This is a genomic window from Sulfurimonas sp. SWIR-19, assembly GCF_020410885.1.
Classification (GTDB): Bacteria; Campylobacterota; Campylobacteria; order Campylobacterales; family Sulfurimonadaceae; genus Sulfurimonas; species Sulfurimonas sediminis.
Genome location: NZ_CP084578.1, coordinates 601,520 through 626,715 on the forward strand (window position 1 = coordinate 601,520; position 25,196 = coordinate 626,715).

29 protein-coding genes are annotated in these 25,196 nt (G+C 38.1%); 15 read left to right on the forward strand and 14 right to left on the reverse strand.

The window, feature by feature from the left end; genetic code table 11:
• Window positions 1-48: 48 nt before the first annotated feature.
• The gene (locus LCX93_RS03125) at window positions 49-1,269 is read left to right on the forward strand and encodes a restriction endonuclease subunit S (protein WP_226068408.1); all 1,221 of its coding nucleotides are present in this window, start codon (window positions 49-51) and stop codon (window positions 1,267-1,269) included.
• A gap of 24 nt (window positions 1,270-1,293) precedes the next feature.
• On the opposite strand, the gene LCX93_RS03130 is transcribed toward LCX93_RS03125, so the two are convergent.
• Together LCX93_RS03130 and pcm are read right to left on the reverse strand one after the other, a co-directional pair.
• Window positions 1,294-3,003, reverse strand: coding sequence for a DNA polymerase III subunit gamma/tau (locus LCX93_RS03130; RefSeq protein ID WP_226068410.1), 1,710 nt, complete (start codon window positions 3,001-3,003; stop codon window positions 1,294-1,296).
• A gap of 51 nt (window positions 3,004-3,054) precedes the next feature.
• Window positions 3,055-3,684, reverse strand: coding sequence for a protein-L-isoaspartate O-methyltransferase (pcm, locus tag LCX93_RS03135; protein WP_226068412.1), 630 nt, complete (start codon window positions 3,682-3,684; stop codon window positions 3,055-3,057).
• A 111-nt stretch (window positions 3,685-3,795) separates the two neighbouring features.
• Here pcm and LCX93_RS03140 point away from each other — a divergent pair, with 111 nt between their 5' ends.
• The 4 genes from LCX93_RS03140 (at window position 3,796) to LCX93_RS03155 (ending at window position 7,193) form a co-directional block, all read left to right on the forward strand.
• Window positions 3,796-4,239, forward strand: coding sequence for a host attachment protein (locus LCX93_RS03140; RefSeq protein WP_226068421.1), 444 nt, complete (start codon window positions 3,796-3,798; stop codon window positions 4,237-4,239).
• A gap of 67 nt (window positions 4,240-4,306) precedes the next feature.
• Window positions 4,307-5,653, forward strand: a complete 1,347-nt coding sequence (locus tag LCX93_RS03145; protein WP_226068423.1) for a MurL-like N-terminal domain-containing — start codon at window positions 4,307-4,309, stop codon at window positions 5,651-5,653.
• Window positions 5,631-6,860, forward strand: coding sequence for a Mur ligase family protein (locus tag LCX93_RS03150; RefSeq protein ID WP_226068424.1), 1,230 nt, complete (start codon window positions 5,631-5,633; stop codon window positions 6,858-6,860). The genes LCX93_RS03145 and LCX93_RS03150 overlap by 23 nt, the downstream gene beginning before the upstream one ends.
• Window positions 6,861-6,863: 3 nt before the next feature.
• The gene (locus LCX93_RS03155) at window positions 6,864-7,193 is read left to right on the forward strand and encodes a thioredoxin family protein (protein WP_226068425.1); all 330 of its coding nucleotides are present in this window, start codon (window positions 6,864-6,866) and stop codon (window positions 7,191-7,193) included.
• A 20-nt stretch (window positions 7,194-7,213) separates the two neighbouring features.
• On the opposite strand, the gene rho is transcribed toward LCX93_RS03155, so the two are convergent.
• Both rho and LCX93_RS03165 read right to left on the reverse strand, forming a co-directional pair.
• Window positions 7,214-8,578: a transcription termination factor Rho gene (rho, locus tag LCX93_RS03160; RefSeq protein WP_226068426.1), complete on the reverse strand. Its 1,365-nt coding sequence runs from the start codon at window positions 8,576-8,578 to the stop codon at window positions 7,214-7,216.
• A 123-nt stretch (window positions 8,579-8,701) separates the two neighbouring features.
• Window positions 8,702-9,226 (reverse strand): hypothetical protein, encoded by a 525-nt coding sequence (locus tag LCX93_RS03165; RefSeq protein WP_226068428.1) that lies wholly within the window; start codon window positions 9,224-9,226, stop codon window positions 8,702-8,704.
• Window positions 9,227-9,316: 90 nt separating this feature from the next.
• On the opposite strand from LCX93_RS03165, the gene surE reads away from it, so the two are divergent.
• Genes surE through LCX93_RS03185 form a run of 4 tightly spaced genes read left to right on the forward strand, consistent with a single transcriptional unit; the run spans window position 9,317 to window position 11,359 of the window.
• Window positions 9,317-10,102 (forward strand): 5'/3'-nucleotidase SurE, encoded by a 786-nt coding sequence (gene surE / locus LCX93_RS03170; RefSeq protein ID WP_226068429.1) that lies wholly within the window; start codon window positions 9,317-9,319, stop codon window positions 10,100-10,102.
• Window positions 10,102-10,746, forward strand: coding sequence for a tRNA threonylcarbamoyladenosine dehydratase (locus tag LCX93_RS03175; RefSeq protein WP_226068438.1), 645 nt, complete (start codon window positions 10,102-10,104; stop codon window positions 10,744-10,746). The genes surE and LCX93_RS03175 overlap by 1 nt, the downstream gene beginning before the upstream one ends.
• A gap of 3 nt (window positions 10,747-10,749) precedes the next feature.
• Entirely contained in the window at window positions 10,750-11,133 is a 384-nt protein-coding gene (locus LCX93_RS03180; protein ID WP_226068440.1) for a hypothetical protein, read from the forward strand.
• A complete protein-coding gene (locus tag LCX93_RS03185) occupies window positions 11,117-11,359 on the forward strand; it encodes a thiamine biosynthesis protein ThiF (protein WP_226068442.1) in 243 nt (80 codons plus the stop codon). The genes LCX93_RS03180 and LCX93_RS03185 overlap by 17 nt, the downstream gene beginning before the upstream one ends.
• Here the strand turns inward: LCX93_RS03185 and LCX93_RS03190 are convergent.
• The 5 genes from LCX93_RS03190 to LCX93_RS03210 are packed head-to-tail and all read right to left on the reverse strand — an operon-like array spanning window position 11,351 to window position 13,861.
• Window positions 11,351-11,749: an Lcl C-terminal domain-containing protein gene (locus tag LCX93_RS03190; RefSeq protein WP_226068443.1), complete on the reverse strand. Its 399-nt coding sequence runs from the start codon at window positions 11,747-11,749 to the stop codon at window positions 11,351-11,353. The genes LCX93_RS03185 and LCX93_RS03190 overlap by 9 nt on opposite strands.
• 12 nt (window positions 11,750-11,761) lie before the next feature.
• Window positions 11,762-12,208: a DsrE family protein gene (locus tag LCX93_RS03195; protein ID WP_226068445.1), complete on the reverse strand. Its 447-nt coding sequence runs from the start codon at window positions 12,206-12,208 to the stop codon at window positions 11,762-11,764.
• A gap of 4 nt (window positions 12,209-12,212) precedes the next feature.
• Entirely contained in the window at window positions 12,213-12,740 is a 528-nt protein-coding gene (locus LCX93_RS03200; RefSeq protein WP_226068446.1) for a carboxymuconolactone decarboxylase family protein, read from the reverse strand.
• A 16-nt stretch (window positions 12,741-12,756) separates the two neighbouring features.
• Window positions 12,757-13,353 carry a YeeE/YedE thiosulfate transporter family protein gene (locus LCX93_RS03205; RefSeq protein WP_226068448.1) on the reverse strand — a complete coding sequence of 199 codons (597 nt, stop codon included), beginning with the start codon at window positions 13,351-13,353 and terminating at the stop codon, window positions 12,757-12,759.
• Window positions 13,343-13,861, reverse strand: a complete 519-nt coding sequence (locus LCX93_RS03210) for a YeeE/YedE thiosulfate transporter family protein (protein WP_226068450.1) — start codon at window positions 13,859-13,861, stop codon at window positions 13,343-13,345. The genes LCX93_RS03205 and LCX93_RS03210 overlap by 11 nt, the downstream gene beginning before the upstream one ends.
• A 93-nt stretch (window positions 13,862-13,954) precedes the next feature.
• On the opposite strand from LCX93_RS03210, the gene LCX93_RS03215 reads away from it, so the two are divergent.
• Complete coding sequence (locus LCX93_RS03215) at window positions 13,955-14,635, forward strand: MerR family transcriptional regulator (protein WP_193151361.1); 681 nt, start codon at window positions 13,955-13,957, stop codon at window positions 14,633-14,635.
• Here LCX93_RS03215 and LCX93_RS03220 read toward each other — a convergent pair.
• From LCX93_RS03220 to LCX93_RS03240, 5 genes are all read right to left on the reverse strand, one after another.
• A complete protein-coding gene (locus LCX93_RS03220) occupies window positions 14,610-15,797 on the reverse strand; it encodes a sensor histidine kinase (RefSeq protein ID WP_226068452.1) in 1,188 nt (395 codons plus the stop codon). The two genes, LCX93_RS03215 and LCX93_RS03220, sit on opposite strands and share 26 nt — an antisense overlap.
• Window positions 15,784-16,446, reverse strand: a complete 663-nt coding sequence (locus LCX93_RS03225) for a response regulator transcription factor (RefSeq protein WP_226068454.1) — start codon at window positions 16,444-16,446, stop codon at window positions 15,784-15,786. Before LCX93_RS03225 ends, LCX93_RS03220 begins: the two co-directional genes overlap by 14 nt.
• A complete protein-coding gene (locus LCX93_RS03230) occupies window positions 16,443-17,534 on the reverse strand; it encodes a cache domain-containing protein (RefSeq protein ID WP_226068456.1) in 1,092 nt (363 codons plus the stop codon). The genes LCX93_RS03225 and LCX93_RS03230 overlap by 4 nt, the downstream gene beginning before the upstream one ends.
• A 76-nt stretch (window positions 17,535-17,610) precedes the next feature.
• Window positions 17,611-18,123, reverse strand: a complete 513-nt coding sequence (locus LCX93_RS03235; protein WP_226068458.1) for a DsrE family protein — start codon at window positions 18,121-18,123, stop codon at window positions 17,611-17,613.
• 10 nt (window positions 18,124-18,133) lie between these two features.
• Entirely contained in the window at window positions 18,134-19,516 is a 1,383-nt protein-coding gene (locus LCX93_RS03240; protein WP_226068460.1) for a putative porin, read from the reverse strand.
• Between the two features lie 144 nt (window positions 19,517-19,660).
• On the opposite strand from LCX93_RS03240, the gene LCX93_RS03245 reads away from it, so the two are divergent.
• The 5 genes from LCX93_RS03245 to LCX93_RS03270 are packed head-to-tail and all read left to right on the forward strand — an operon-like array spanning window position 19,661 to window position 25,195.
• Window positions 19,661-20,062 (forward strand): PAS domain-containing protein, encoded by a 402-nt coding sequence (locus tag LCX93_RS03245; RefSeq protein WP_226068462.1) that lies wholly within the window; start codon window positions 19,661-19,663, stop codon window positions 20,060-20,062.
• Entirely contained in the window at window positions 20,055-22,898 is a 2,844-nt protein-coding gene (locus tag LCX93_RS12630; protein ID WP_283949363.1) for a methyl-accepting chemotaxis protein, read from the forward strand. Before LCX93_RS03245 ends, LCX93_RS12630 begins: the two co-directional genes overlap by 8 nt.
• Window positions 22,899-22,948: 50 nt before the next feature.
• Complete coding sequence (gene greA, locus LCX93_RS03260; RefSeq protein ID WP_193151369.1) at window positions 22,949-23,452, forward strand: transcription elongation factor GreA; 504 nt, start codon at window positions 22,949-22,951, stop codon at window positions 23,450-23,452.
• Window positions 23,452-24,465 (forward strand): N-acetyl-gamma-glutamyl-phosphate reductase, encoded by a 1,014-nt coding sequence (gene argC, locus LCX93_RS03265; protein ID WP_226068464.1) that lies wholly within the window; start codon window positions 23,452-23,454, stop codon window positions 24,463-24,465. The genes greA and argC overlap by 1 nt, the downstream gene beginning before the upstream one ends.
• On the forward strand, window positions 24,455-25,195 hold the full coding sequence (locus tag LCX93_RS03270) for a UDP-2,3-diacylglucosamine diphosphatase (RefSeq protein ID WP_193151371.1): 741 nt from the start codon (window positions 24,455-24,457) through the stop codon (window positions 25,193-25,195). Before argC ends, LCX93_RS03270 begins: the two co-directional genes overlap by 11 nt.
• Window position 25,196: the final 1 nt, after the last annotated feature.

Consider the following 25,196-nt stretch of genomic DNA (forward strand, 5'->3'; position numbering starts at 1 on the left):
TAGAAGACAAGTATATAACAATAAGTGTGACTTGTCAAGGGTGAAAAGATGAGTGAGTTATATGAGCTTCCTGAGGGGTGGGAGTGGAAAGCCTTAGATGAATTTACAACTATCAAAAGTGGAAAAAGAGTTCCAAAAGGTTATAAACTTTCTGACGAGTTGACACCATATCCTTACATTAGAGTTACAGATTTTAACAATCATGGTAGTGTTGATACAAGTGATATTAGATATATATCAGAAGAAATATATCAAAAAATTAAAAACTATATTATTACAGATAAGGATATTTATATAAGTATCGCTGGTACTATTGGAAAAACAGGGATTATTCCAAGTGAACTGAATGGTGCAAACTTAACAGAAAATGCTGTGAAAATTGTATTTGATAATGAATTATATGACAAGAGATTTTTATTAAATTTTACAAATTCAATAGTATTCATGGAACAAGTTGGTCTAGCTACTAAAGTTGTTGCAATGCCTAAATTAGCAATTACAAGATTAAAAAAAGTATTGATTCCTCTCCCACCACTCCAAGAACAAAAAAGAATAGTTGCAAAACTAGATACTCTTTTTCAAAAGATAGATAAAGCAATAGCACTGCATCAAAAAAATATGGATGAAGCTGATGCTTTTATGGGAAGTGTTTTGAATGATGTTTTTGGGGAGTTGGACAAAAAATACAAGAAGAAAGAGTTGAAAGATATTGTATCTAAATTAGGTGATGGCTTACATGGAACGCCAAAATATGATGAAGCAGGTGAATATTATTTTATCAATGGAGCAAATGTTAAAAATAATAAAATAGTAGTCAATCAAAATACTAAAAAAGTTAATGAGAATGAATATAAAAGATATAAAAAAGAGTTAAATAATAGAACAATTTTTATTTCTATAAATGGTACTCTTGGAAATATAGGGCTTTATAATAATGAAAAATGTATACTTGGAAAAAGTGCCTGCTATTTTAACTTATTAGACAATATTAATAAAATATATATTACCTATGTTTTACAGAATAAAGATTTTCAAAATTATATTAGAGAAAATGCAACAGGTGCTACGATTAAAAATGTATCGTTAAAAACGATGAGGGAATATAAAGTAATTCTTCCCCCTCTAAACATCCAACAAAAAACAGTAGCCTACCTAGACAAAATCTCACAAAAAATAGAAAAAATAAAAGCAGTTCAAAAAGAAAAAATGCAAAGTTTAAAAGCGCTGAAAGCTTCCATTTTAGACCAGGCATTTAGAGGGAAATTGTAAACTTACAATTACGCTGTTTTGTGATTAAATTTTGGACTGTACGGTTACTTTTTTCGCTTCAAACATCTCTATAGCTTTTTGTATCATAGGCTCTTTTGTTATATCGGTGCCGTTTGTTTCATCCTGTATGGAAGGCTCGTCACAGTTTGTGACACAGCTTGCAGCACCGCCTGCTTCAATGTCACCTACAGTGGAACCACTTTGCAGTTCAGGCTGTGGTACCTGCTTGGATAGTGTCTCTTCTTGTTGTGGCGCTTCTTTTTTTTCCTGCGTGCAGGCAACTCCCTTTATTTTTGTTTCAAAACTGAATGTTTCGCGTACAAGTTGTTTAATGACCGCATAACCGTGCTTGAGTACTTTTTTACACTCTTCGTCTGCACAGCTTTCCCATGTCAGTGTGTTGTCCTGGTAGGAGACAAAGTGAATGTTTTTTGTAAAACACTCACCAAGTTCATAGTTTCTGTCTGTGATTTTTTCTATGAGCGTTTGAAAAGTGAGAAGGTGCTCATTTGGCGGTATTTCCTGGGCATTTTCTAAAGAGGTTTCTTTTGCGATCTTGCCGTTCATCTCAGGTGTAGTTTCGTGCATTTTTATTTTTACAGGAGAGGAGGTTTGCACTTCCTTTTTCTCTTCCTTTGATACAATAATTTCAGGACGTTTCACATCTTTTTCAAAGGATTCTATCATCTGATCAATTTCTCGTATTTTAAGGGCTTCTATCATTTTGAAAAATATCAGAGAAAGAACAAAAGAACCATCGGCATTAATGCTGAAAAGATATTTTGATTCACTCAGTATTCTGAAAAACCTGTCAAGTACCAGTGTAGAAAAAAGAGCATCCTGATTATACATTTTATCTTTGAGATAAGCGATGAGTTCGTCTACAACCATTTCACTTTCATAATCTTCAAGTTCTTTTGTATACTCTACCAGCCGTGCATAGTCTTTTGCAAAAACAGTATCAAAAAGTTTACTGATAAACTTGGGGTCAACCAGCCCGAGCATATCTGTAACGGTACGAACATCAACATGGTTTTTTGAGTAGATGATTGCCTGATCCAGCAATGTCAGCGTATCACGAAGACTTCCGCTCCCGCTTCTTGCGAGAATTTCAAGTGCATCTGTTTCATACTCTATTCCCTCAAGTTGCAAAATATGGGCAAGATGATCGACGATCTTGTTTGTGGCGATACTTTTAAATCGAAAGTGCTGTGTTCGGCTTAGAATTGTTGCAGGAAGTTTGAGCGGGTCAGTGGTTGCAAGAACAAACTTGACATATTGGGGCGGTTCTTCAAGTGTTTTAAGCAGGGCGTTAAAAGCCTCTTTTGTGAGCATATGCACTTCATCAATAATGAAGATTTTATATCTGGCAACGGCCGGTTTGTATTTTGTCTGTTCGATAAGGTCACGAATATCATCTATTTTACGGCTGCTTGCCCCGTCCATCTCTATGATGTCCATGTGACGGTTCTCTTTTGCCATCACACAGTTGGAACATTTGTCACAAGGTTTATGGCTCATCCCTTCTTCACAAATAAGTGCTTTGGCAAAGATACGGGCCGTTGAAGTTTTTCCGCTCCCGCGCAGCCCTGAAAACAGATAGGCATGCGAGAGTCTGTTTGAATCAAGTGCAAGCGAGAGAGTCTGTGCTATCGTCTCTTGACCGATAAGTTCATCAAAGTTTGACGGACGATATTTTCTGGCTAAAACTTCATGCGCTTCTTTCAAATTCATACTCCAAAGTTAGGTAAACAGATTTTAGCAGAGAGTGGATTAAAAGATGATTTAATGAAACTGTTGTTCCTGGTAAATCAAAGGTACAAACACAAAACCTGCATACTCCTCTTGCTGTATTCTGCCATCTGGAAGTTTTTTAAACTTAAAGATGGAATTGCCTACCGGTATGACAAGTACACCGTTGGGTTTGAGTTGTTCAAAAAGTGAAAAAGGAATTTCCGGTGCACTGGCAGAGACCAGTATTTTGTCAAACTGTTCTCCCGGTTTTCCTAACTCTTTGCCTGCTTTTTCGATATGGCACTGCCCAAAACCAAACTGCGAGAGGTTTTTTTGTCCAATTCTGACAAGTCTCTCAACACGCTCCATACCCGTAACATGACCGGTTTCACCTACAATGGCGCACAGGAGTGATGTAGTCCAGGCGGAACCTGACCCTATATCCAAAACAGAGTCTCCTTGGCGCGGTTGCAGCAGTTCAAGCATAAAAGCAACTGTTGAAGGCTGTGAAATTGTCTGTCCTTCGCCGATGGGCAGGGGAGCATCTCTGTAAATTGCTTCTTCAAAACCTTCAGGTACAAAATATTTTCTGTCAATTTTTTCAAAAGCTTTTATGATTTGCGGTGTTTTTAAAACGCCGGAATTTTGCATGCTTTGAATGAGTTCACGGTTTGTTTTCATATTTGCTCCTTTTGTCTGAAATTTATCTGCAATAAAGTATTCTTTCCATATCATAATGTAAAGCATCTTGTGTTTTGATGATGTTTTTACATTTTTTTACAAGGATGAATTATGAAATTAGACAATACAGTTATAATCGTGGCAGACTTAGGGGAATTAAAAGCATATAAAACAGTAAAACATGAAGATATTTATAACAATGAATTGAAAATCAACTACTCTTTGGAATTGGTAAATGCTGAGGATTTTATAGAGGGCAGAAAAAAACTCCATGAACTCAAAAGTGATGCCAATGGCAGAAAAGGGCATGCGACAATTGAAGAACACAGTGTTGAAGAGACGATTGCAAAAAGAACACTTACCGAGGTGGCAGAAGATATAGATATGATTGTACAGCAGACACAACCGAAATCTCTGTTTTTAGCGTTTCCACAGGAGAACAATGCCGAACTGCTTGATAAACTCAGCCAGGATACAAAAGCTGTTTTGAAAAAGAATGTGGCGCTTGATTTGGTAAAAGTCGATAAAAACAAACTGTTTGAGTATTTTAATTAATGCGAACTTTTAGTTGATATAGAGTTAAAAGATTATATAATCTTTTAAAAATATCAAAATGGTTCTCATGAAAAAATTTAAAGAGTTGCGTAAAAAAGCAAATAAATTTATATACAAAAGTTATGAAATTCAAGAAGATGAAGATCAAATAGCTCTGCACTTTCACTATCAACTTGATGAAGAAGGAAAAATCACTGACTTTCTTCATCGTCTCAGTATTAAAAAGAATGAAAAAATCTCTACAGATTTTTCTATGCAAAACATTGTTTTTCATATCGGCCTTGCAGAAGCCATCAGTTACTACAAAATTGCTCTGCCGCAAGAGTTTGTTATAGAGTGCGGAACAATAAATAAAGCGCAGAAAAAATGGTTTGCAAAGCTTTATTTTAATGGGCTTGGGGAGTATATTTATCTCAATGCCATCGAGGTAAAACTAGAAGAGCTCGTTCGCTTTACATGTAAAGGCAAAGCTTATGATAAAACAGCTGTACAAACAGAGGAAAATATCATCATACCGATTGGTGGAGGAAAAGATTCTCTTGTAAGTTATGAGCTGTTAAAAGATGAATTTCCTGATGCCTTGATGTTTTCTATGAACCCGATAGTTGCTTCACAAGAGATATTGAAGCAGCGCCCAACACATGCGATAGAGTTAAAAAGAGAACTTGACCTGGAAAAGATTTTGGATTTTAATGCGCGTGGCTACTTAAACGGGCATATCCCTTTTTCTTCCATTGTCGGGTTTATCTCCATCTGGCTTGGTCTGCTGTATAAAACAAAGTATATCGTCCTTTCAAACGAATCGAGTGCCAATGAAGAAAACATCATTTATAACGGACAAAAAATCAACCATCAGTACTCAAAATCCATAGAGTTTGAAAATGATTTTCGGGAGTATGTTTTTAGTTTTATAACGGAGGATGTAGAGTATTTCAGTTTTTTACGCCCTTTGGACGAGATACACATCGCGCAGCTTTTTGCCACCTTTGCAAAAGAGCACTTTTTTACGTTTCGCAGCTGTAATGTCGGGAGTAAATGCAATGAATGGTGTGGCAAATGTCCAAAATGCCTCTTTACCTATATCATGCTGTGCAATTACATAGATGATATTGCGCTGCAAAAAATATTTGGCAAAGATATGCTTGATGATGTTTCTCTGCAAGAACTTTTTGACGGACTTTCTCACAGTGATGCCGTCAAACCTTTTGAGTGCGTCGGTACTTATGATGAGGTCAATTATGCTCTGAGTAAAAAATATCATTCGTATTCTCAGCAGGAACTGCCGTCTCTGTTGAAAAACTACAAACCAAAAGAGAGGGCATACCCTTTACATGTAAACTATGACGGGCAAAACAATCTGCCGCAAAAATTCAAAAAGAGGCTCAAAAGCCATGTTGAAAAACTTAGTTTCTGATTTAAAACAGTATAAAAGTATCGGGATTTTCGGTTTTGGCGTAGAGGGTAAATCTTTTTATAATTTTGCACAAAAATTTTTGCCGGGTACTGAGCTTGTAATCATAGATAAAAATCATCCTACTTGTGATGAAAATTACCTAAAAAAGCTTGATGCAATCGAACTTGTTATCAAGTCACCGGGAATTTCTCTTTATAATCTTGGGATTAAGCATACATCTTACAACTTTTCCTCAACAACAGAACTGTTGCTCAAGCATTTTAAACATCAGATTATTGGAGTAACAGGAACAAAAGGTAAAAGTACCCTTGTGACACTTATAGACAGTTTGTTGAAAAATGCAGGAAAAAAGAGCGTTTTATGTGGGAACATCGGTGTTCCAGCTTTTGATATGCTCGAAGAGATCAGCGCAGAGACAAAAATAGTGATGGAACTCTCCTCTCATCAACTTTTACATACTACGCATTCTCCTCATATCGCAATCTTAACAAATCTGTTTGAAGAACATTTGGATTATTACAAAGATGTACAGCAATACTATGAAGCCAAGTCCAATATATACAGGTATCAAAGCAAGAAAGATATTTTTATATATAATCTTGTGAAAAAATTGAACTGCGGATACAATGTATATGAAAATGAACTCAAATACAGTGTGAATTTCAGCCTGCAAAACGGTTTTATTCATAAATCTACTTTGCAGATACTAGAAAAACTCAAAGAAATTTTGGCACTCGGTGATGAAGCATACATGCAAACACTGAACACTTTTCAAACACTTCCTCACAGGATGGAATTTGTCAAAGAAGTCCAGGGTGTTTCTTATATAAATGACTCAATAGCAACAATCCCTCAGGCTACCATAGAAGCTGTAAAAATTTTAAAAAATGTTGATACGCTCATAATCGGGGGGAATGACAGAGGTGTGCATTATGAAGTGCTGATAGATTTTTTACTTACAAGTGATGTTGCAAACATCATACTTTTTTCAGATACGGGGAAGAAAATTTATGATGCTTTACATGTAAAAGCGAAACAAAAAAATCTGTTTTTGCAAAAAAACTTGCAAGAGAGTGTAAAAAAAGCCTATAATATAGCAAGAAAAATCGTGTTGTTCTCTCCTGCTGCTTCCAGTTTTAACGAATATAAAAACTTTGCAGAGCGTGGGGATGAGTTTAAAAGAGTAGTAAATCAATTAAAAGGATAGACTATGCCGTTTATAGATGTGGATGAAGATAATTTCGATGCTGTTATGTCAAGAGAGTTTGAAAAAGAAAAATTTGTTATTTTAAAGTTTGGTTCTTACTACTGTGATGCATGCCAGATTATGGATATGGAGCTTGAAGAGTTATGTGACAGGCTTGCGAATGTTTCTGTTTTGAGCATTGACAGCGGAAAGTCGGAGTATTTGACACAGCGCTATTTTGTTGAAGAAGTACCGACTACTTTGATATTTAAAGAGGCAGAGAAACAGCTTTTTTACAGAACAGGGATTACTCTTGCCGATGATATGATAGATGTGATTTTGAAAGAGTGTTAATAAACGGCTAGTATGAGAAACTAGCTGTTTGTGTTCATACTTTCAAGAAACTCTTCATTGGTAGATTTTTTGCCCATAGTGTTGTAGATAAATTTAAGTGCTTCGACTTCGTTATCCTGTTTATGCAGCATCTGGCGAAGAATAAATACCTTCTGCAATACTTCTGGACCGATGAGCAGTTCATCTTTACGCGTTCCTGATTTGAGAATGTCAATAGCAGGGTAGATACGTCTGTCTGCAATTTTTCTATCAAGAACCACTTCCATATTTCCGGTTCCTTTGAACTCTTCAAAGATAACTTCATCCATACGGCTTCCTGTGTCAACAAGTGCTGTGGCAATAATAGTCAAACTGCCGCCGTTTTCAATGTTTCTCGCCGCTCCAAAGAAACGTTTTGGCTTATGGAGGGCATTTGCATCCACACCACCCGAGAGCACTTTTCCGCTTGAAGGGGTAACTGTGTTGTAGGCACGTGCAAGACGAGTGATAGAATCAAGTAAAATAACGACATCACGACCAAGCTCTACTCTACGTTTTGCTTTTTCTATGACCATCTCGGCAACTTTTACATGGTTTTTTGAGGGCATATCAAAGGTAGAACTGTAGACTTCACCTTTGACACTTCTTTCCATGTCTGTTACCTCTTCTGGGCGTTCATCCACAAGAAGCACCATCAGATCTACTTCAGGATGGTTGGTTGTGATTCCGTGCGCGATCTCTTTTAAAAGTTCAGTTTTACCACTTCTAGGAGGAGCAACAATCAAACCGCGCTGACCTTTTCCGATAGGACAAAAAAGATCCATCATACGCCCTGTCAAGCCTTTTTCACGGTATTCGAGTTTGAGCTGTTCTGTCGGATAAAGCGGTGTGAGGTTTTCAAAAAGTGGACGTTTTTTACTCTCTTCAGGCGGAAGGGAATTGACTGCTTCTATCTTTATAAGTGCGTAGTAGCGTTCCTGATCTTTGGGAGGACGAACCTGACCCGTTACAACATCTCCGTTTCGCAGAGCAAAGCGTTTGATTTGTGTGTTTGATACATAGGCATCATTGATACTTTCATTAAAACTCTGATCGATTGAACGGATAAAACCGTAACCGTCTTGCATGATTTCCAAAATACCGCTGAAAAGAATATAGCCGCCTTGAGCAGTCTGCGCTTTTAAAATTTCAAATATAACATCCTGACGTTTGAGTTCATTTGGCTGTTCAACACCAAGAGCTGTTGCTATATCTACAAGCTCTTGAATGCTTTTTGTACGCAGTTCTTCAACACTTGACCCTTTTACCGGGGTATGTGTTCTTGATTTGGAATTGTTTTTATTATTGTTTTTGTTGTTATTTTTATGATTGTTACGCGATTGGGTAGAAGATTCGTTTTCACTCATATGGTTGACTGCCTTAATTGATTAGGGTTGAAATTGTAGGAAAGATTCAAAGATACCTTGCGTATCTATCTTGTTAATGGAATTTTACACTAACTCTTGAGCTATTGTCAAGTTTTTGTATTTTTATGCGTAAAGTTCTTTATTGAAGGCATCAAACTCTTTGAGTGTTTTTTCCAGAAGCTTCTGTGTTTCTTTGAAAATGTTGAGAGGTTCCTGCACTTTTTGCAGTGACCTGTCAAACATTTCTACAATGTTTGTTTTTATAGTATTGTTGCGTGCCTCACTGTTGTTTTCATTGGGTTGAAACAGTGCGGCTATCTTTTTGGCAAGTTTTGTGACAGGTGATTTTGGAGCATCTTCGCTTAGCTCCTGTATAAATTTATCTATATAAGGCTGTGCTGTTTTCATAAAAGCTGCTATCTCTTTTTTGTCCTGTGCATCAATTCCGTTTGTGTTGATAGAAAACTGAAAAGAGGCCATTGAAGAGAAACTCATGGATGTCCTGCTTGACTGAGCGTCTTTTTTATAGTTTAAATCTGCGGATTTTTCATTTGCAAAGTCCATTGTTATGACGTCTCCGCTTGATGTTTTCATGGTAATGTTTAAATCATGGCGATAATAACTGTTTGCTGCATAGGATGTATTCATTTTTCTTTTCTTCTTTTTTTTACTTTTAATCTATATCGGTAATAATGAAAAATTATCAAATGTAAATGATGTTTTCTATACAATTACATTATGAAGAACAAGTATAAAATTTTAGTAACAAACGATGATGGATATGAGGCGAGAGGACTGCTGTGTCTGGTGGAAGCTTTGCGCGAGCTCCCGGATGTGGAAGTAACCGTTGTGGCTCCGGCAAATGAAAAATCTGCCTGCGGACACTCTTTGACACTGACAAGACCTTTGCGTTTTGTGGGAATTGAAGAGAATTTCTTTAAACTTGAAGACGGAACACCCACTGACTGTGTGTATCTCTCTTTGAACGCAATTTTTCAGGGAGAAAAACCCGATCTTGTAGTCAGTGGGATAAACAGGGGCTCAAACATGGGTGAAGATATTACCTACAGCGGGACAGCGGCAGGTGCTATGGAGGGAGTACTGCATAATATTCCATCCATAGCAATTTCGCAGGTGATGGATTTTACCAATCCCAAGGGAGATTTTACGCTGGCGCAAAAAACAATCAAAAAGATAGTGACAAAAATACGAAATGACAAATTTCCTCTGCCTGAGAGAGAATTTTTAAATATCAACATTCCTCCGGCAGTTGAAGAGGCCGAGATAAAGACAACCTATGCAGGGTACAGAGTCTATTCGAATGAAGCCGATGTGCACAGTAATCCACGAGGCGAGAAACACTACTGGCTTGGACTGCATCCTCTGAACTTTCGAGCAAGAGCAGGGGTTAAAGGTGTGAGCGATTATGAAGCAATACGTGACGGATTTATATCGGTGACGCCGATTATGCTTGATCTGAGTGCGTACAAAAGTATGAAAAGACTACAGGAGTGGTTGGATTAATGCAAAAATATGACCGCATAAAACTTGTGTTAAAGGATGATTTTTCTAAACTCGAAGATGCCAAAATATTACTGCTTGGTGTTGGCGGAGTAGGGAGTTTCTGTCTGGACTGCTTATACAGAAGTGGTGTGAAAAATATCACGATTGTAGATTTTGACACCTATGACAAATCAAACCAAAACCGTCAAATGTGGTCGGAATTACATGAAGGTGAGACAAAGGTAGAGGCCTTAAAAGAGCATTATCCGGAGTTACATGTAATCAACAGACGCATAGACGAAGCATGGGTGCAGGAGTTTGATTTTGAACCATACGACTTGGTACTTGATGCGATAGATGACAGAAATGCAAAACTCGCAATCGCGCAAAAATGCCATAAAAAACTCATCTCCTCTTTTGGAAGTGCCAAAAGACTTGATCCGACAAAGGTTCAGGTGGGTGATATCTGGAAAAGTTACGGCGATAAATTCGGTGCAAAAATTCGATATGAATTGAAAAAACGCGGTTTTAACAAAAAATACAAAGTGATTTTTTCAAGCGAAGAAGCAGTCATAAAAGAAAAAGGCAGTTTTATGGGTGTTACGGCAACTTTCGGTCTGACCATGTGTGCCGAGGCAATTAAAAAGATAAGAGAGGAAAAATAGGATTTGTTTGATTTTTTAGAGAGTGACTGGTTTAACATAGGGCTTGAGATTTTTTTTGTGATTTTAATCTCTTATGATGTAAAAAAGTATTTTGAAACAAAAAAGAGAGAATATATCATCAATATTGTTCTGACAATAGCTTTTGCAATATGGGCGCTTTATCCGTACTATAACTCCTATATCGGTTGGGAAGACGAACAGAAAAAAGAGATGCTTTCACACTGCAAGGGGGATGAAAATTCCACGAAGCTTTGCAGATGCCTGGATGATGCCACTTTTAAAGAATATACCTATGATGAGTATAAGAAACTTGATAAAAACGGTTCCGATTATAAAGAGTTTGTAAAAGATGCAAAAGAGGAGTGTCTGGATGATTCATGGTTTTGATTTGAGTTCTCCTCTTGTTTGTGAGGGAATTGTCGGTGACGGCTGTGGGGGTGGACGCATTTTTTATGTTCAAGATGAAAAACTGCAAACCTTTGATCCTGTGACAAAAATGTCTATGATACTTCTGGAAAATGTGAAAAATGCCCAAAAAATCAGTAAATCTGCCTGTATTATTACAATAGAGTGCTCAGACCAAACCAGAGAGTTTGATCTTTCATCATTGTAGTTTTCTGACACATACCAGTTTGTTTGTATGACATTTATCCGTTGATGAGACGAAACCGTTTCCTGTATAAACGGTATAAGCATTAAATCCGTCACTGCTTTTGTCTATATCTTTACTCCAGTACAGCGCAGTATCAAGGTGCCTGAATTTTGTTTTGAGTTTTTTTGACTCTCCCAAGTGTTGCAGTTCCTTTTTTGTCGGCAGTCGCCAGTCATCTTTTTGCTCTACATGTAATGCTTCACAGTAACTGTTTGCCAGTTTCCATATACCGTTAAACTCCTGCATATCCTTTGTATCGAGCCATTGTAACTTTTGCTCTGTATCTGTAACGATCTCTTGTGCCTCTGTAGAGGAGAACAAAACAAAAAGCAGCATAAAAATTTTTTGCATTGCCAAACCTTCTTATTTGAAACTCATAAGTGCATACCCGTCATTTTGGTATCTGATAGTATCGATAAAACTGTTTTTTGAGATTTTCACAAAAGGTATAACATCTGTTTTTTCAATGGCATTATGTGCCAGAGACATAGCACAGGCAGTGATGGTGACATTTTTTCTTTTTGCAAGTTTTTTGAGGTATTGCTGGGATTGTTTTATATCTTGAACATCTTCATCCGGTACTATCATGTCATAGTCATTTGCCACCATTGCAACGCAGGAACCGTGCAGTGTCAGTGCTACTTTTGCAGTATCTCCCTGTTCCTCTATCATATCTATGGTTTTTCCGACAAGCCACATACGACTTTTTATATAAGACGCATTGCCCGAACTGCAGTCAAAGACAACCTTATACTCTTTGGCATTGGCAAGTAGACTAAAAAGGGTAAAAATTAAAAAAAGATTTTTCATATGCTTACTCTAAGCCAAAAACATTTGAAAGTGTGTTAATGTAGTTAAAATAACCGGTAATAGCAACCGCTTCGACTATTTGGACATCACTCCAGCCGAGCTTTTTTAACGTGTCTATCTCTTTTTTTGTAACTTTGTAGTTGTCTTTTTTGGATGCGCGTATACAGAAGTTCAAAAGTGCTTTTTCTGCTTCATCAGCATCCAAATCATCGACACCCTGTAAAACTTCTTCGATTCTTTCTTCACTCATCCCTAACATTTTTGCGATACTTTTATGGACATCTACACACATTTTGCAGCCATTTTCCAAAGATATAAGCAGGGCAATAGACTCTTTTATATCGTATGAGAGTGTGGTTTCATCCAAAAGGTATTTTTGTATCATTGTATCTGTCGCAAAGTAGACTTTTTCGTCAAGCGCCAAGAGTTTGAATATCTCTCCGAGTTTTCCGGTTTTTTCTAAAATAGGTCTTGCTTTGTCCTGAATTGCAGGACTCATTTCTTCAAATTCCGGTAGTTGTATATATGCCATATTTTTTCCTTTGTATCTAATTTTCGTTGAAATCTGCAGGGTCTTTGTATTCTATTGTCGGCAGCAGATATGCAGTGATAAGTAAAATAGTACTAAAAATCAGTACAACAAGTAAAGCGTGATCTTCAAAATAATGAAATATTTGCAGTTTTCCCAAATCCGGGCCCATGAGGTTTTTTATCTGAGGGTAAAAAAGCGTAAAAACCGCTCCACCGACCATTCCTCCCAAAACACCGACAAGAGCATCTATGCGGCCCTCAGATACAGAAACAAAGAAAGCAGAGGGACATTTTCCTAAAATAACCAAGCCGATACCAAAAAGTATTGCCCCTGTGATAAGTCCTGCAAGCAAAACAGGTTTTACCGAATAAGAAGCATACCCGGTCTGTACCAAAATATAAAATCCCAGGCTTGAAAGTGCAACGGTTGTCATCGCCATACGAGGAACAAGGGTGTCTTCAAAAATCATAAAACCAGCCATTTTTTCAAATTTATCCAGCCTTGAGTATAAAATAACGGCACCAAAAACAAAGCCTATGAACAGCACCGTCCAAACAGAACCATGCCCTTGCTTTGCTACTGTATCAAACATATGTACAATTCTATCTGTCATTTTTGCAAACCTTTTTTTTGTAAAAAAATCTTCCTGTTATCACACCTGTTCCCAGTGCAAAAACGGCAAAGATTATACCACTGAGTGCCAATTGACTGCCACCGGACAAAATATGCCCGGCATTACATCCGCCTGCAAGTCTGGCACCAAACACAAGAAGAAATCCGGCAATAAAACTCCAAAGCATACGGGATTTGACTGATCTGTTTTTTCTCTCTTTCCAGAGTGTGGGGATAAGACTCAAATGAAAAGACTTTGTTACAAAAATTGACATAAAAAGTCCGCCAAAGAACAAACCGATCAGCATGACACCTTCCCATGCTCCGGATTGTTCTATCTCTGCTGTATAAGCATAACTGTCTGCATCAAGTCCAAACAAAACAGTTGCAAGGTACGCCATTCCGGTTGAAGCACCGATAGGACGATTTGCTCCAAAAGTTGAAAAGCTAAAATAAAAAAGTAAACTCATTGCAATTCCGCCAACCCACCAAGGTATCTGTCTAGGCATGTAAACTCCATTTAAAGTAAATAGTGTAAAGCTACACTTTACAATTTGAATTATATGATATAATTCTTAATCAGTTATTAATTAGGATGAAAAATGGATTATAAAATGTCTGAACTTGTGGCAAAAACAGGTGTTCCAAAATCAACTATACTTTACTATATAAAAGAGGGACTCTTGCCAAATCCTGTAAAAGTAAAGGCAAATGTTCATAAATACAGTGAGGAACATATAGAGCTCATCAAATATATCAAGTATATGAAAGAGGAGATGGGCAGCAGTAACGAACAGGTGAAACTGGTTTTAGAGAAAAAAAACAACTCATTTTCAAGTTCTTACACAATGCTGGCACCGCTCATGAATACTTTAAGCGGTATTGAGATTCACAGCGAACACTATAGCAAAAAAGAGTTTACAGAGCATTTTGATATTGATGAGGATCTCCTGGAAAGGTTGCTTGCTGATGGTGTTTTGATGCCAATAGGGGAGAATGATTATACTCAAAAAGAGGCGTGTATAGTGAATCTGATAGAGAACTGCAGGGAAGTCGGGATTGACTATGCACTGATAAAAGAGTATGTAAAACATGCCCGGGAACTGGCAAAACTGGAACTTAAAATGCAGGAAAAACTATGTGCGCTGCGAGATGATAAAAATTTTTCTACTTTGTGGAAAATAGTATTTGATACACTTTTTAAAACCAAAGAGTATATTTTTCATCGTGCCACCTACAAAGAATTTTACAGAGCAATCAAACAGGAACTGATTGGAACATAGATTTTTTAAAGGTGTAGGTAAACAGACTGCCTTTTCCCGGTTCAGATTGTATATCAAGATCAATACCTGCCTCATCTATGATTGATTTGACTATGCTCATACCGATGCCAAAACCATTTTTATACTCATTTTCTCTGTAATAGCGTTCAAGAATTCTTTGCGGGTTCTGGATGCCTTTCCCATAATCTTGGATACTCAGACATATATTTTCTTCTTTGTCATGAAAAAGCTTTATCTCTATTTTACTCTTTGCAAATGAAAACTTTATGGCATTGGAAAGCGTATTGTCAACGATTCGCTGCAGTTTTGTTGTACTGAAAAAAAGTATGGGCTTTTTTTCTACATTACATGTAAAGAGAAGTTCTATCTCTTTTAACTGGCAGATAAGTTCAAAATAAGAGACACGCTCCTGTAAAAAGTCATAAAGGTTAATGGGCTCATTTTTGTATTCAACTCTGTTTTGTTTTATGAGATAATCCATGTCGTTGTAAATGGTAGCAAGAGAGCGTGTTGCTGATTTTATGCGGTTAAAGTATTTGTTTTTGCCGTAAAGCGCATCAAAAAGGTCAACATTGACATTGATGATGCTCAAAGGGGTATTGATTTCATGCATGGATTCTTTGATAAAATCATCGAGCTTTTCATTGACTCTTCTAAAAGGTTTTGAAAAGCTTTTTAAAAAATAAAAAGAGAGCAGCAAGATGAGCGTAATAATTCCAAAGGCAATGAGGCTGGCTTCAAAAAAAACAGGAGCGAAAGAGATTTCTGTTTTTGTGACCAAATAGTTTGCAAAAAAGTATTTTTTATCCGGGAGTTTCGTGATGAGGTATCTGTTAGAACCTTTGGAATGGTATCCTGGCATATAGGAGGGGAGGGGTTCGTGTATTTGCGTATATACCGGCGTAAAATCTTTTTTGTACAGACCTGAGGCAAAAGAGGCAAATCTGGGAAATTCAAAGATCTCCTGAGGGTGGTTTCCAAAGTTGTCCATGGCTTTTATGATGTGGGCCTGAATGGATTTGAGTTCCACTTCTGTTTGCACTTCCTGTAGGTTTATTTTATGATTGATATACAATGACAAAGGGGTTAAGAGTATAAAAGAGACAATCAGTGTGTAAATAAGACTGTACTTTTTGACAAATTTTTCTTCATTGACAATCAAGTCGGTATCCTATGCCGTAAATATTTTCAATGACATCCTTTGGCAGCTTTCTTCTTAAGTTATTAATTTGTACTCTTGCATTGGCGGCTTCAACATTGTTTTCCCAAATCTCTTCATACAGCATTTCAAAAGTGACAATCTGGTTTCTGTGTTTGATAAACAGAGTAAGAATGTCATTTTCTGTTTTGCTCAGTTGTATCTCTCCCGATATTCCGATAAGTTTCCGGTTGTTAACATCATACTGGTAGTCACAGGGAAGCTGGAGCATATCACTGTCGGTTTTAAAACAGTTTGATTTTAGGGCATGCTGTACCCGCAACTGTAACTCGATTAGATCAAAAGGCTTCTTAATGTAGTCGCAGCAGCCGTTTGCATATCCCTGCAGCATTGCATCGGCACTTGACATAGAAGTGATGAAAATCGTAGGAATGTTCTTTCCCTCATCTGCGAGTTCTTTTCTTAAAGAAAACCCGTCAAATTCTCCGGGGACATTGACATCCAGAAGCAGTAAGTCATACTCTTTGCTGAAAATGGCATCAAAAGCATCACTGCTGTTTTCAAAACTGTCTACTGTATAGTCTTTTGAGCTGAGAAATTCTTCAATACTCTCTTTTAAAATGGTCTCATCTTCGAGCAAAAGTATTTTCATTTTATCTTTCCTCTTGAAATTTTTTGAGAGTTGGCATCCAGCAACAGGGATATTAACTCTTCTTTTGTGTATCTGTTAAGTTTGTTACGTAAATTTTTCTCCAAACAGGCCCTGTCTTTTTGTGTTGTGCATTTTTTTAATGAAACAAGCTCTTTTGCTGTTAAGTCGGTATAAAGGTCAAAGGCTTTGTCTTTGTTGACAATAGTAGAATAAAGATCTTTTCTTGAGTAGCTGAAAAAGCTTTCAAGTTCATTCTCAAAACTGCTGAAAAGTTTGAGTTTCTCTTGTGAAAGTATAAGTATAAAGTAGCCTATACGCTCTGCTTTGGAGTTAAGAATGACTTTTGATATGTAGAGATACTCTTCGGTCTGCACAGAACCCAGACTTTCAAGTTTATTCAAATCCAGTCTGCGGAGATTTTGAATATGATTGATGTTTGCTCCGTTGTTTGCTACTATCGTATTTTTAATACGCGGATTGTTTTTTAGCAGTACGGACTGGTTTTGGTACTTGTTATCAAGAAGTGCAATCATATCTATGTCGTACTGGGCAAAATATTTTTCAAGGGAATCAAAACGTTGAATAACCTCAACAAACCCGATACACTTTTTGTTCTCTACTATAGGAATAGAAGCGATAAGCACAAGCCGTCTTGCCGCTTCATAGGAGAGATGCGGGCTTAGTGTTTTTTTCATCTCAACTAAATCAGGACGGTAGGCCCTGACATTGACACCCGCATCACTGTTGTCCCAGCTGCGTGCAAATATAGTAATATCTTTGGTTAGAATTTGAATACGGATTTTTGAACCACTGAATGTTTCAAGTGCCTTCATATGTGTCTGGAGAATTTCATAGGCTTTTTTTGCATCATTGTTTTTAAGCGCTTTTTGGAGTGTTTCATTTTGCGAAAGGGCAAAGGCAAAATTAAAAGCCCGTGCCTTTTCATTTTCTATCTGTTTATTTAAAATATTGAGTAAAACAGTATGCACTCTGTCAGTAAACTCCTGCTTGTTTTGTGTATAGAAGTAGCCTATAAAGATTACCAGCATGAACAGTATTACAGCGAGATATTTCTGATAGAGTTTCATTTTCTTTTTACTTTAACCATTTTACATCAAAAGTATGTATTATTTTTTATAATAATACATAAATATTGGCTCTAAATTACTTAATTTTAACGTACGCACATCCCTGTCTTTGCAAATTGACTATTTTGATGATGCCCGCAGGTGTTTTTTTGACATAATCCTGCAGCTGTTCATCTTTGACATGTTTTTTCTTCATAGTGTTACCACAGGCGAAAAAGTGTATGTTGTCACCGCCTAATTGCTTTAAGCCCTTAAAGCGTGAAACCGTTCCTGCGCCTGTCGGTCCTCCATGCTCACAGTAAGGCATTTTTACAAAACCTGTGCCTTTAAAATCTTTCATCATGTATTGGAGACATGGTCCCAAAGCGACAACATTTATCTCATAAGGGATAAGATGTTTGTCAAAATAGCTTGCTGCGTTATTGATCGTGTTGAGCATAAGATGAATACGTTGAATATCAGGAAAATCACACTGATAGACTATCTTTACCACATCATTATCTTCTTCTGCATCACTGTTTTGCGCATATAGACCTGTTCCGAGCAACATAAGTAATGCCACTGTTGAGAGTTTTTTGAATAATTTCATTGTCAATCCTTTAAAAAGCTGCTGTTATTTGAATAGCAATACGGTTGCCCATATTGTCTAAAACTTTTTGTGCATTTGCATTACCCGGAGCTTTTGCATCCCGTATCATGTAGTTCAGATCGACTCTTGTTGCTCCTTTGAATCTGTATGAGGCACCAAGTGTTAGTGTTTTAAAGTCACGTTCGCCTTTGGTGTCATTTGTCAGACGGTTTAAGTAGTCATATCTGCCAAATACTTCGAATTTTCTCTGAACAATTTCATACTGAAGGTTTACATAGCCACCGTCCGCTTTGTTTTCACTGCCTGCAGCAAATTGAAACTGCCAGTTTTCAGTCTGTGGGTCAGGGTCTGTGTCTTTTGCACCGGTATAAATCATCCCTGAGGCTCTCATATATTCCCCTTCTACTCTTATGCCGTCTTTATGATAGGTAAAGCCTAAACCGTATCGTTTGCGATCTGCATCAATTTGGGTTGTTACTGCTCCGTTGTTGGAGAGAAGTTTTCTTTTTCCGCTTTGTCCCCAGACAAACATTTTGAGTGAATTGGTATAGTACCCTTTGCCCGGGTTTGCAAAAATTTTCTCAAATGCAAGGTAGCCGTAGTGGGTTGCCTGATCATTGGAACTGCTCATACTGACACCGTTTCCGTTTCCGTACATGTAAGCATAAGAGATGTTCCATGAGCCGACAAGTGGCAAGGTGTCAAAAATTTGCACACCTGTATCTCTAAAAGCACCGATTGGTCTGTTGATTTCCGTACTTGTATAGTGTACTGTCTGCGCGCCGCCTGCTGCTGCACCTGTCTGCGCTGCTCCTACTTTTGTTACCTGTCTTTCCAAAAGCTGTTGGAATGTCATAGAAGTAAACTCGATGTAAGGAGAAACAAAAACAGCCTGCAAGCCCTCTTCACTTCCCGGATATTTGAACATACCGGCTCTGACTTTTGCCCCTTTGATATGTTTGAGTGTTACAGAAGCATCTGTAAAATAAGTACCGACATTTCTGTGCCCGGCAAGATTATTGACACCGTTGTTTCCAAACTCTGTCATAAAAAAGTAGTTGACAAGGTTGTCATTGTCAGCCATCCCTCTCATCGCCAAACGTGCCCGGAAAAGACTCATACCGGATTGTGACTCCAAGTCAGGGTTTAAAAGGGAAAAAGGTGTTTTGTTGATACCGTTTTTGATAAGGATCTTGCCTTCGTCTTTTTTATAATTTGCCTGAATAAATCCCCAGACTTTCGGTTTGTGACTGCGATAAGGAACGATAACACCCTTTGGTGCAAAAAACTCCGGTTGATACCCCTGTAGTTTGAGCCAGTCAGCCGCCTCAATCTGTGAAGTACAGACAAGGGCTGCCAAGCCAAGAAACTTTATTTTTAAAGTTGTTTTCATATTTTCCTCCTATGAAAGATTCCGGTAGTGTAAAACAAGAGTGAAAAGAAAGTGTAAAAAAGAGGATTTCTAGAATCTTTAACTAAAAGCAAAGCTTTCTAAAAGTACTATATACAACTTTTAAAATATATTTAAGGATTTTGAATGGCTGAAATACATTTGGATACCAAAGCTTTTTTGGTCTCAGAGACAGATACGAAAGGGATTATCCGTTTTGCCAATGATGAGTTTTGTCATTATGCCGGATACAATGTTGACGAACTTGTAGGAAAACCGCACAATATTGTCCGGCATCCCGATATGCCGCGTGCCGCTTTTAAAGATTTGTGGGATACGATAAAAAGCGGGAAGCGATGGCGGGGCTTTGTAAAAAACAAGGCAAAAAACGGTGACTACTATTGGGTTTTTGCCACGGTATACCCGTTTACCTCCTGTGATGGACAACCGGGTTATATCTCCTGCAGAAGAACAGTTTCAGAAATGGAAAAAGAGAAATATGAAAAACTTTATAAAGAGATGAGAGCAAAGGAGCGCCATAATGGTTAATTTTTTAACAAAGATTTCAGTAAGAAACAAAATGCTGCTTAATGTTGCCGTGCCTCTTGCGGTCATTATCATCATAGCCATAAGTGCAATTTACACCCATTTGCAAAACAGTCAAAAGTATGAAACATACAGCATCATCGTTGATCTGGATCAAAAAATTTCCAAAGTTGTGCATGAGACACAAAAAGAGCGGGGTGCAACTGCCGGATTTTTGGGCTCAAAAGGGAAAAAATTTGCACAAAAACTCTCTTCGCAAAAAGAGGAGACAGACAAAAAAATTCAAGAACTGCAAGGCTATCTGCAAGACGGAAATGTCATCAGTCTGTTGGACAAAGATGTCAAAGCATACCTTGAAAAAGCACTGCAGGATCTCTCACGGATAAACACCATTCGTTCTCAGGTGGCGGCACAGAGTATAGGAGCAAAGGAAGCAATTGCCTACTACACACAAATGAATGCTAAATTTTTAAATTTTATAGCAAAAGCTTCTTTGCAGGCAGCGGATGCACAGCTCAGTGCCGAGACATTGGCGTATTATGATTTTTTACAGTCCAAAGAGAGAGCCGGCATAGAGCGTGCAGTCGGAAGTGCCACTTTTGCAAATGACAAATTTATCAAAGGGGCAAAAACAAAACTGGCAGGACTGATCTCTGAACAAGAGGCATTTATGAGCAGCTTTGAGACTCTTGCCTCAAAAAAAGATATCGCATACAAGAGAGAGATTCTGCAGGGTAAGGTGATTGAGGAAGTCAAACGGATGGAAACCATTTTGCTGAGAGCCAAAGAGATTGGCGGCTTTGGTGTGGATGCCACCTACTGGTTTGATACGATTACAAAAAAAATAAACAGACTCAAAAAAGTGCAGGAAAAGATAGAAACAGGATTGACTGCCAGTGACAAAAGAAGCAAAGAACTCTTTAAACTTGCCATAGATATCGCAAACTTTGTACATGAAACACAAAAAGAGAGAGGTGCTACAGCAGGGTATATAGGTTCAAATGCCAAAAAATTCGTTACAAGACTTCCGGCACAGAGAGTTGTGAGTGATAAAAAACTGGCAAGACTCAAAGAGGACATCAGAAGTTTTCATTTTCAAAACTATCCACATGAATTACGAAAACGGGTCAATCAGTTTGTGCAAAAGATTCAAAAGTTACAGGGTGTAAGAAAACGGGTAACATCACTGGATATTGATGTAAAAAGTGCTCTAAACGCTTATACTGCGGCAAATACATCTATGCTTGATACGATTGCCTACATGACACATTTGGCAAGAGATATAAAAAGCGGAAGAAAGCTTATTGCCTATTACAGTTTTTTGATGGCAAAAGAGAGAGCGGGCATAGAGCGGGCAGTGCTCTCAAATGCCTTTGCCAGAAATAAATTTCTGCCGGGTATGAAAGACAAGTTTGTAAAACTCATAACAGAACAAAAAAGCTTTTTAAGAGTATTTCGCTCTGTTGCTCCTTCCTATCTGGTGGCATATTATACAAAGCAGATGGATATACAGGCAGTGCAGGAAGTTGAAAAGATGCGAAAAATTGCGCTTGAAGCCAATACCATAGGCGGATTTGGTGTGGATGCTTCTTACTGGTTTGATACCATCACGCAAAAAATCAATCTTTTGAAGAAAGTTGATGACCACCTGAGCCAAAATCTTACCCGCCTGGCACATGAAAAATATGAGAATGAAAAAAATGCGCTCTATCTGTATCTTTTTGTCATGCTTTTTATTATTTTGTTTACAGCAGTGCTTTCGTGGCTTATCAGCAAAAATATCACACACTCCGTTGCCAAAATAAGCAAAGGGATGGAACAGTTTCTGGAGTTTTTAAACAGGAAACACAATGTAATCGAGAAGATTGACCTGCGCGGCAGTGATGAACTTGCCCGTGTTGCAAAAATGGTCAACGAACAGACAGATACGATTAATGAGGGAATTGAAAATGATATGCTGTGTGTCGGAGAGTCAATCCTTACACTGAACAAAGTACAGCAGGGCTCTTTTAAGTGTCGAGTCAATTCCGAGGCAACCAACTCGCAAATCCAGACTCTGGCAAATACAATCAATAAAATGCTTGATACCCAGGAAAAAGTGATGGACAACATACTCGAAGGTCTCGAGAAGTATGCAAACTATAACTACCTGGATAAGATTGTTCTTGATGATAAAATTGGAGGAGAGACAAAAGCGGTTGTAGAAAGAGTCAACGACCTGGGTGATGCCATCACAAAACTTTTGAACGATTCCTACAACAATGCAAATGCACTGCTTGAGCGGGCGGATATGCTTGAGTCAAAAATGCAAGAGTTAAACAAATCGACAGCCTCACAGGCAAAAGAGTTGAGTGGGACGACACAGGCGGTCAATACTATAGCCCAGACCATAGAAGAGACCTCGCAAAAAGCAAATGAAGTGGTCAGTCAGTCACAGGATATTAAAAATGTTATGCAGGTTATCAGTGATATAGCGGATCAGACAAATCTTCTGGCACTCAATGCTGCGATTGAAGCGGCACGTGCGGGTGAGCACGGACGCGGATTTGCCGTTGTTGCCGATGAGGTCAGAAAGCTTGCAGAGGGAACACAAAAATCACTGGCTGAAATCAACACAACAGTGAGTATCCTGACGCAGTCCATTACTGATGTTGAAGCCAATATTTCTGAACAGAGCGAGAGTGCAAATTCTATCAACAAAGCTGTTGATGAGGTAAATGCCATGACAGAGCTCAATGCGCAGACTGCGGCTGAAGTCAATAAAGTGGCAGGAGATGTAAAAGAGATGTCTCTCAAAGCATTGAGTGAAATAGAAAAAAATAAATTTAACAAAGTGTAAAGTTTTGATATAATCATACAACTAAAAAAATTTAATAAAGAGAATAGATTATGCAAAACAACATAGAACCGATGACACTTTTTGGCTACGAGAAGTTACAGGCCGAAGTAAAAGATTTAAAAGAGGTGAAACGCCCGGGTGTTGTCAAAGCGATTGAAGAAGCGCTTGAACACGGAGATTTAAAAGAAAATGCGGAATACCATGCGGCAAAAGAGCAGCAAAAAAGTATAGACAACCGCCTTGCAGAACTGCAGGAGATTTTGGGAAATGCCCAGATTGTTGATCCCAAAGAGCTGCAACACACCAAGGTAAGCTTTGGCTCAACAGTTGTTATGACAAATATGGACACAGACGAAGAGGTAACCTACACGATAGTAGGCGGGTGTGAGAGCAATCCTGACATCGGGCTCATCTCTTTTAACTCTCCTCTGGCAAAACAGCTTCTTGGCAAAGAAGAGGGCGATGAGGTTAAAGTCCGTCTTCCCGGCGGTGAAAAAGAGTTTGAGATAGACGAGGTGAAATACCAGGATATTGTTTTTGAGTGTAAAGAGTAATGCAAAACAAGAGTAAAATAAATGTAGGCGTAGTCGGTGCAACAGGCTACACAGGTCTTGAACTTGTAAAAATGCTCATAAAGCATCCTTTTTTTCATTTGGCATATATTGCAAATTCTGAAGGAGGCACGACGATAAACAAACTGCATCCTTCTTTAAACGGTGTGTGTGAAGATGTTGTGCAAAAAGCAGATATTGATACAATGGCGCTTACATGTAAGCTTGTCTTTTTGGCACTGCCGCATAAAACAGCAATGGCTTATGTCAAGCCGTTGTTGGAAAAAGGCGTCAAGGTTGTTGACCTCTCGGCTGATTACAGACTGCCGCAGGATATTTACGAAGAATTTTACTGTCCGCACACAGATGCAAAAAATCTGGAGCATGGTGTTTATGGACTTCCTGAACTCAACCGCGAAGCGATAAAGTCTGCAAAACTGGTTGCAAATCCGGGATGTTTTCCGACATCTGCCATTTTGGGGCTTCTCCCTTTTATGGACAGACGTATAGAAAATACACCGATTATTATAGATGCAAAAACAGGGGTGAGCGGAGCAGGCAAAAAACTCAGTGAAGTGACGCATTTTGTCAATGTCAATGACAATCTTTTTGCCTACAACCCTCTGCTCCACCGTCATGCTCCCGAAATTGCAGAAAAACTGAATGTCTCTTTTGACGAAGTCAGTTTTGTGCCGCATCTGGTCCCTGTGACCCGGGGTATGATAAGTTCGATTTACATACAGGTCAGCGGTGACTTTGATGCCTTGGACGTTGTAAAGGAATTTTATAAAAATGATGTACATGTAAGGGTGAGTTCTTCTCCTGTTGACATGAAGAATGTTGCCGGAACAAATTTCTGTGACATCTATGCCCAGAGAAAAGGCAATATGCTTTTTATATCTTCAAGCATAGACAACCTGATGAGAGGGGCATCTTCTCAGGCTGTTGTCAACGCCAATCTGATGATGGGACTTGATGAAACAACGGCGATTCCAGATATAGCCTATGTCCCCTAAACCGGTTATTATCCAAGAGGGTGCGTTCATTGTTTCTGATGCGCACTATTCACACCTGCGTCCGGAACTTTTATACTTTTTGCGAGAAATTCACAGTAAAAATATGGCAGTACCCCAGCTTATCCTGATGGGAGATATCTTTGACGCACTGTTTGGGTCTATAGACTTTACATGTAAGCAGAACAAAGAGGTCATAGCGCTTATCAATGATATTTCCAAAGATACGGAAGTTGTCTATTTAGAGGGAAACCATGATTTTAATATAAAAAATGTTTTTCCAAAGGCAAAGGTTTTTTCGATTAAAAACCAGCCGGTAGAAGCGTTGTATCAAAAGAAAAAAGTCTATCTGGCACATGGAGACTTTGATGGAGACAGACTTTACAAACTCTACACATCTTTGATACGAAGCCCTTTTGTCCTTTTTGTTTTAAAGTATATAGATATATTTTCCAAACATGCGATTTTGAAAAATCTTGACAGCTATCTGAGCAAAAAAAATGACTGTAAAAAATTTACGGGTTTTAGAGAGTTTGTACAAAAGCGTTTGGCAGAAAAATATACCTGCGACTACTTTATAGAGGGACATTATCATCAAAACACTTCTTTTGGCACAGACGGCTTTTACTATATAAATCTGGGTGCTTTTGCTTGCAATCAAAGATACTTTATTGTAAAATCAGCTCAAGACATAGAGTTGTTGGAAGAAAAAAAATACTCTAGGGAGATATAAA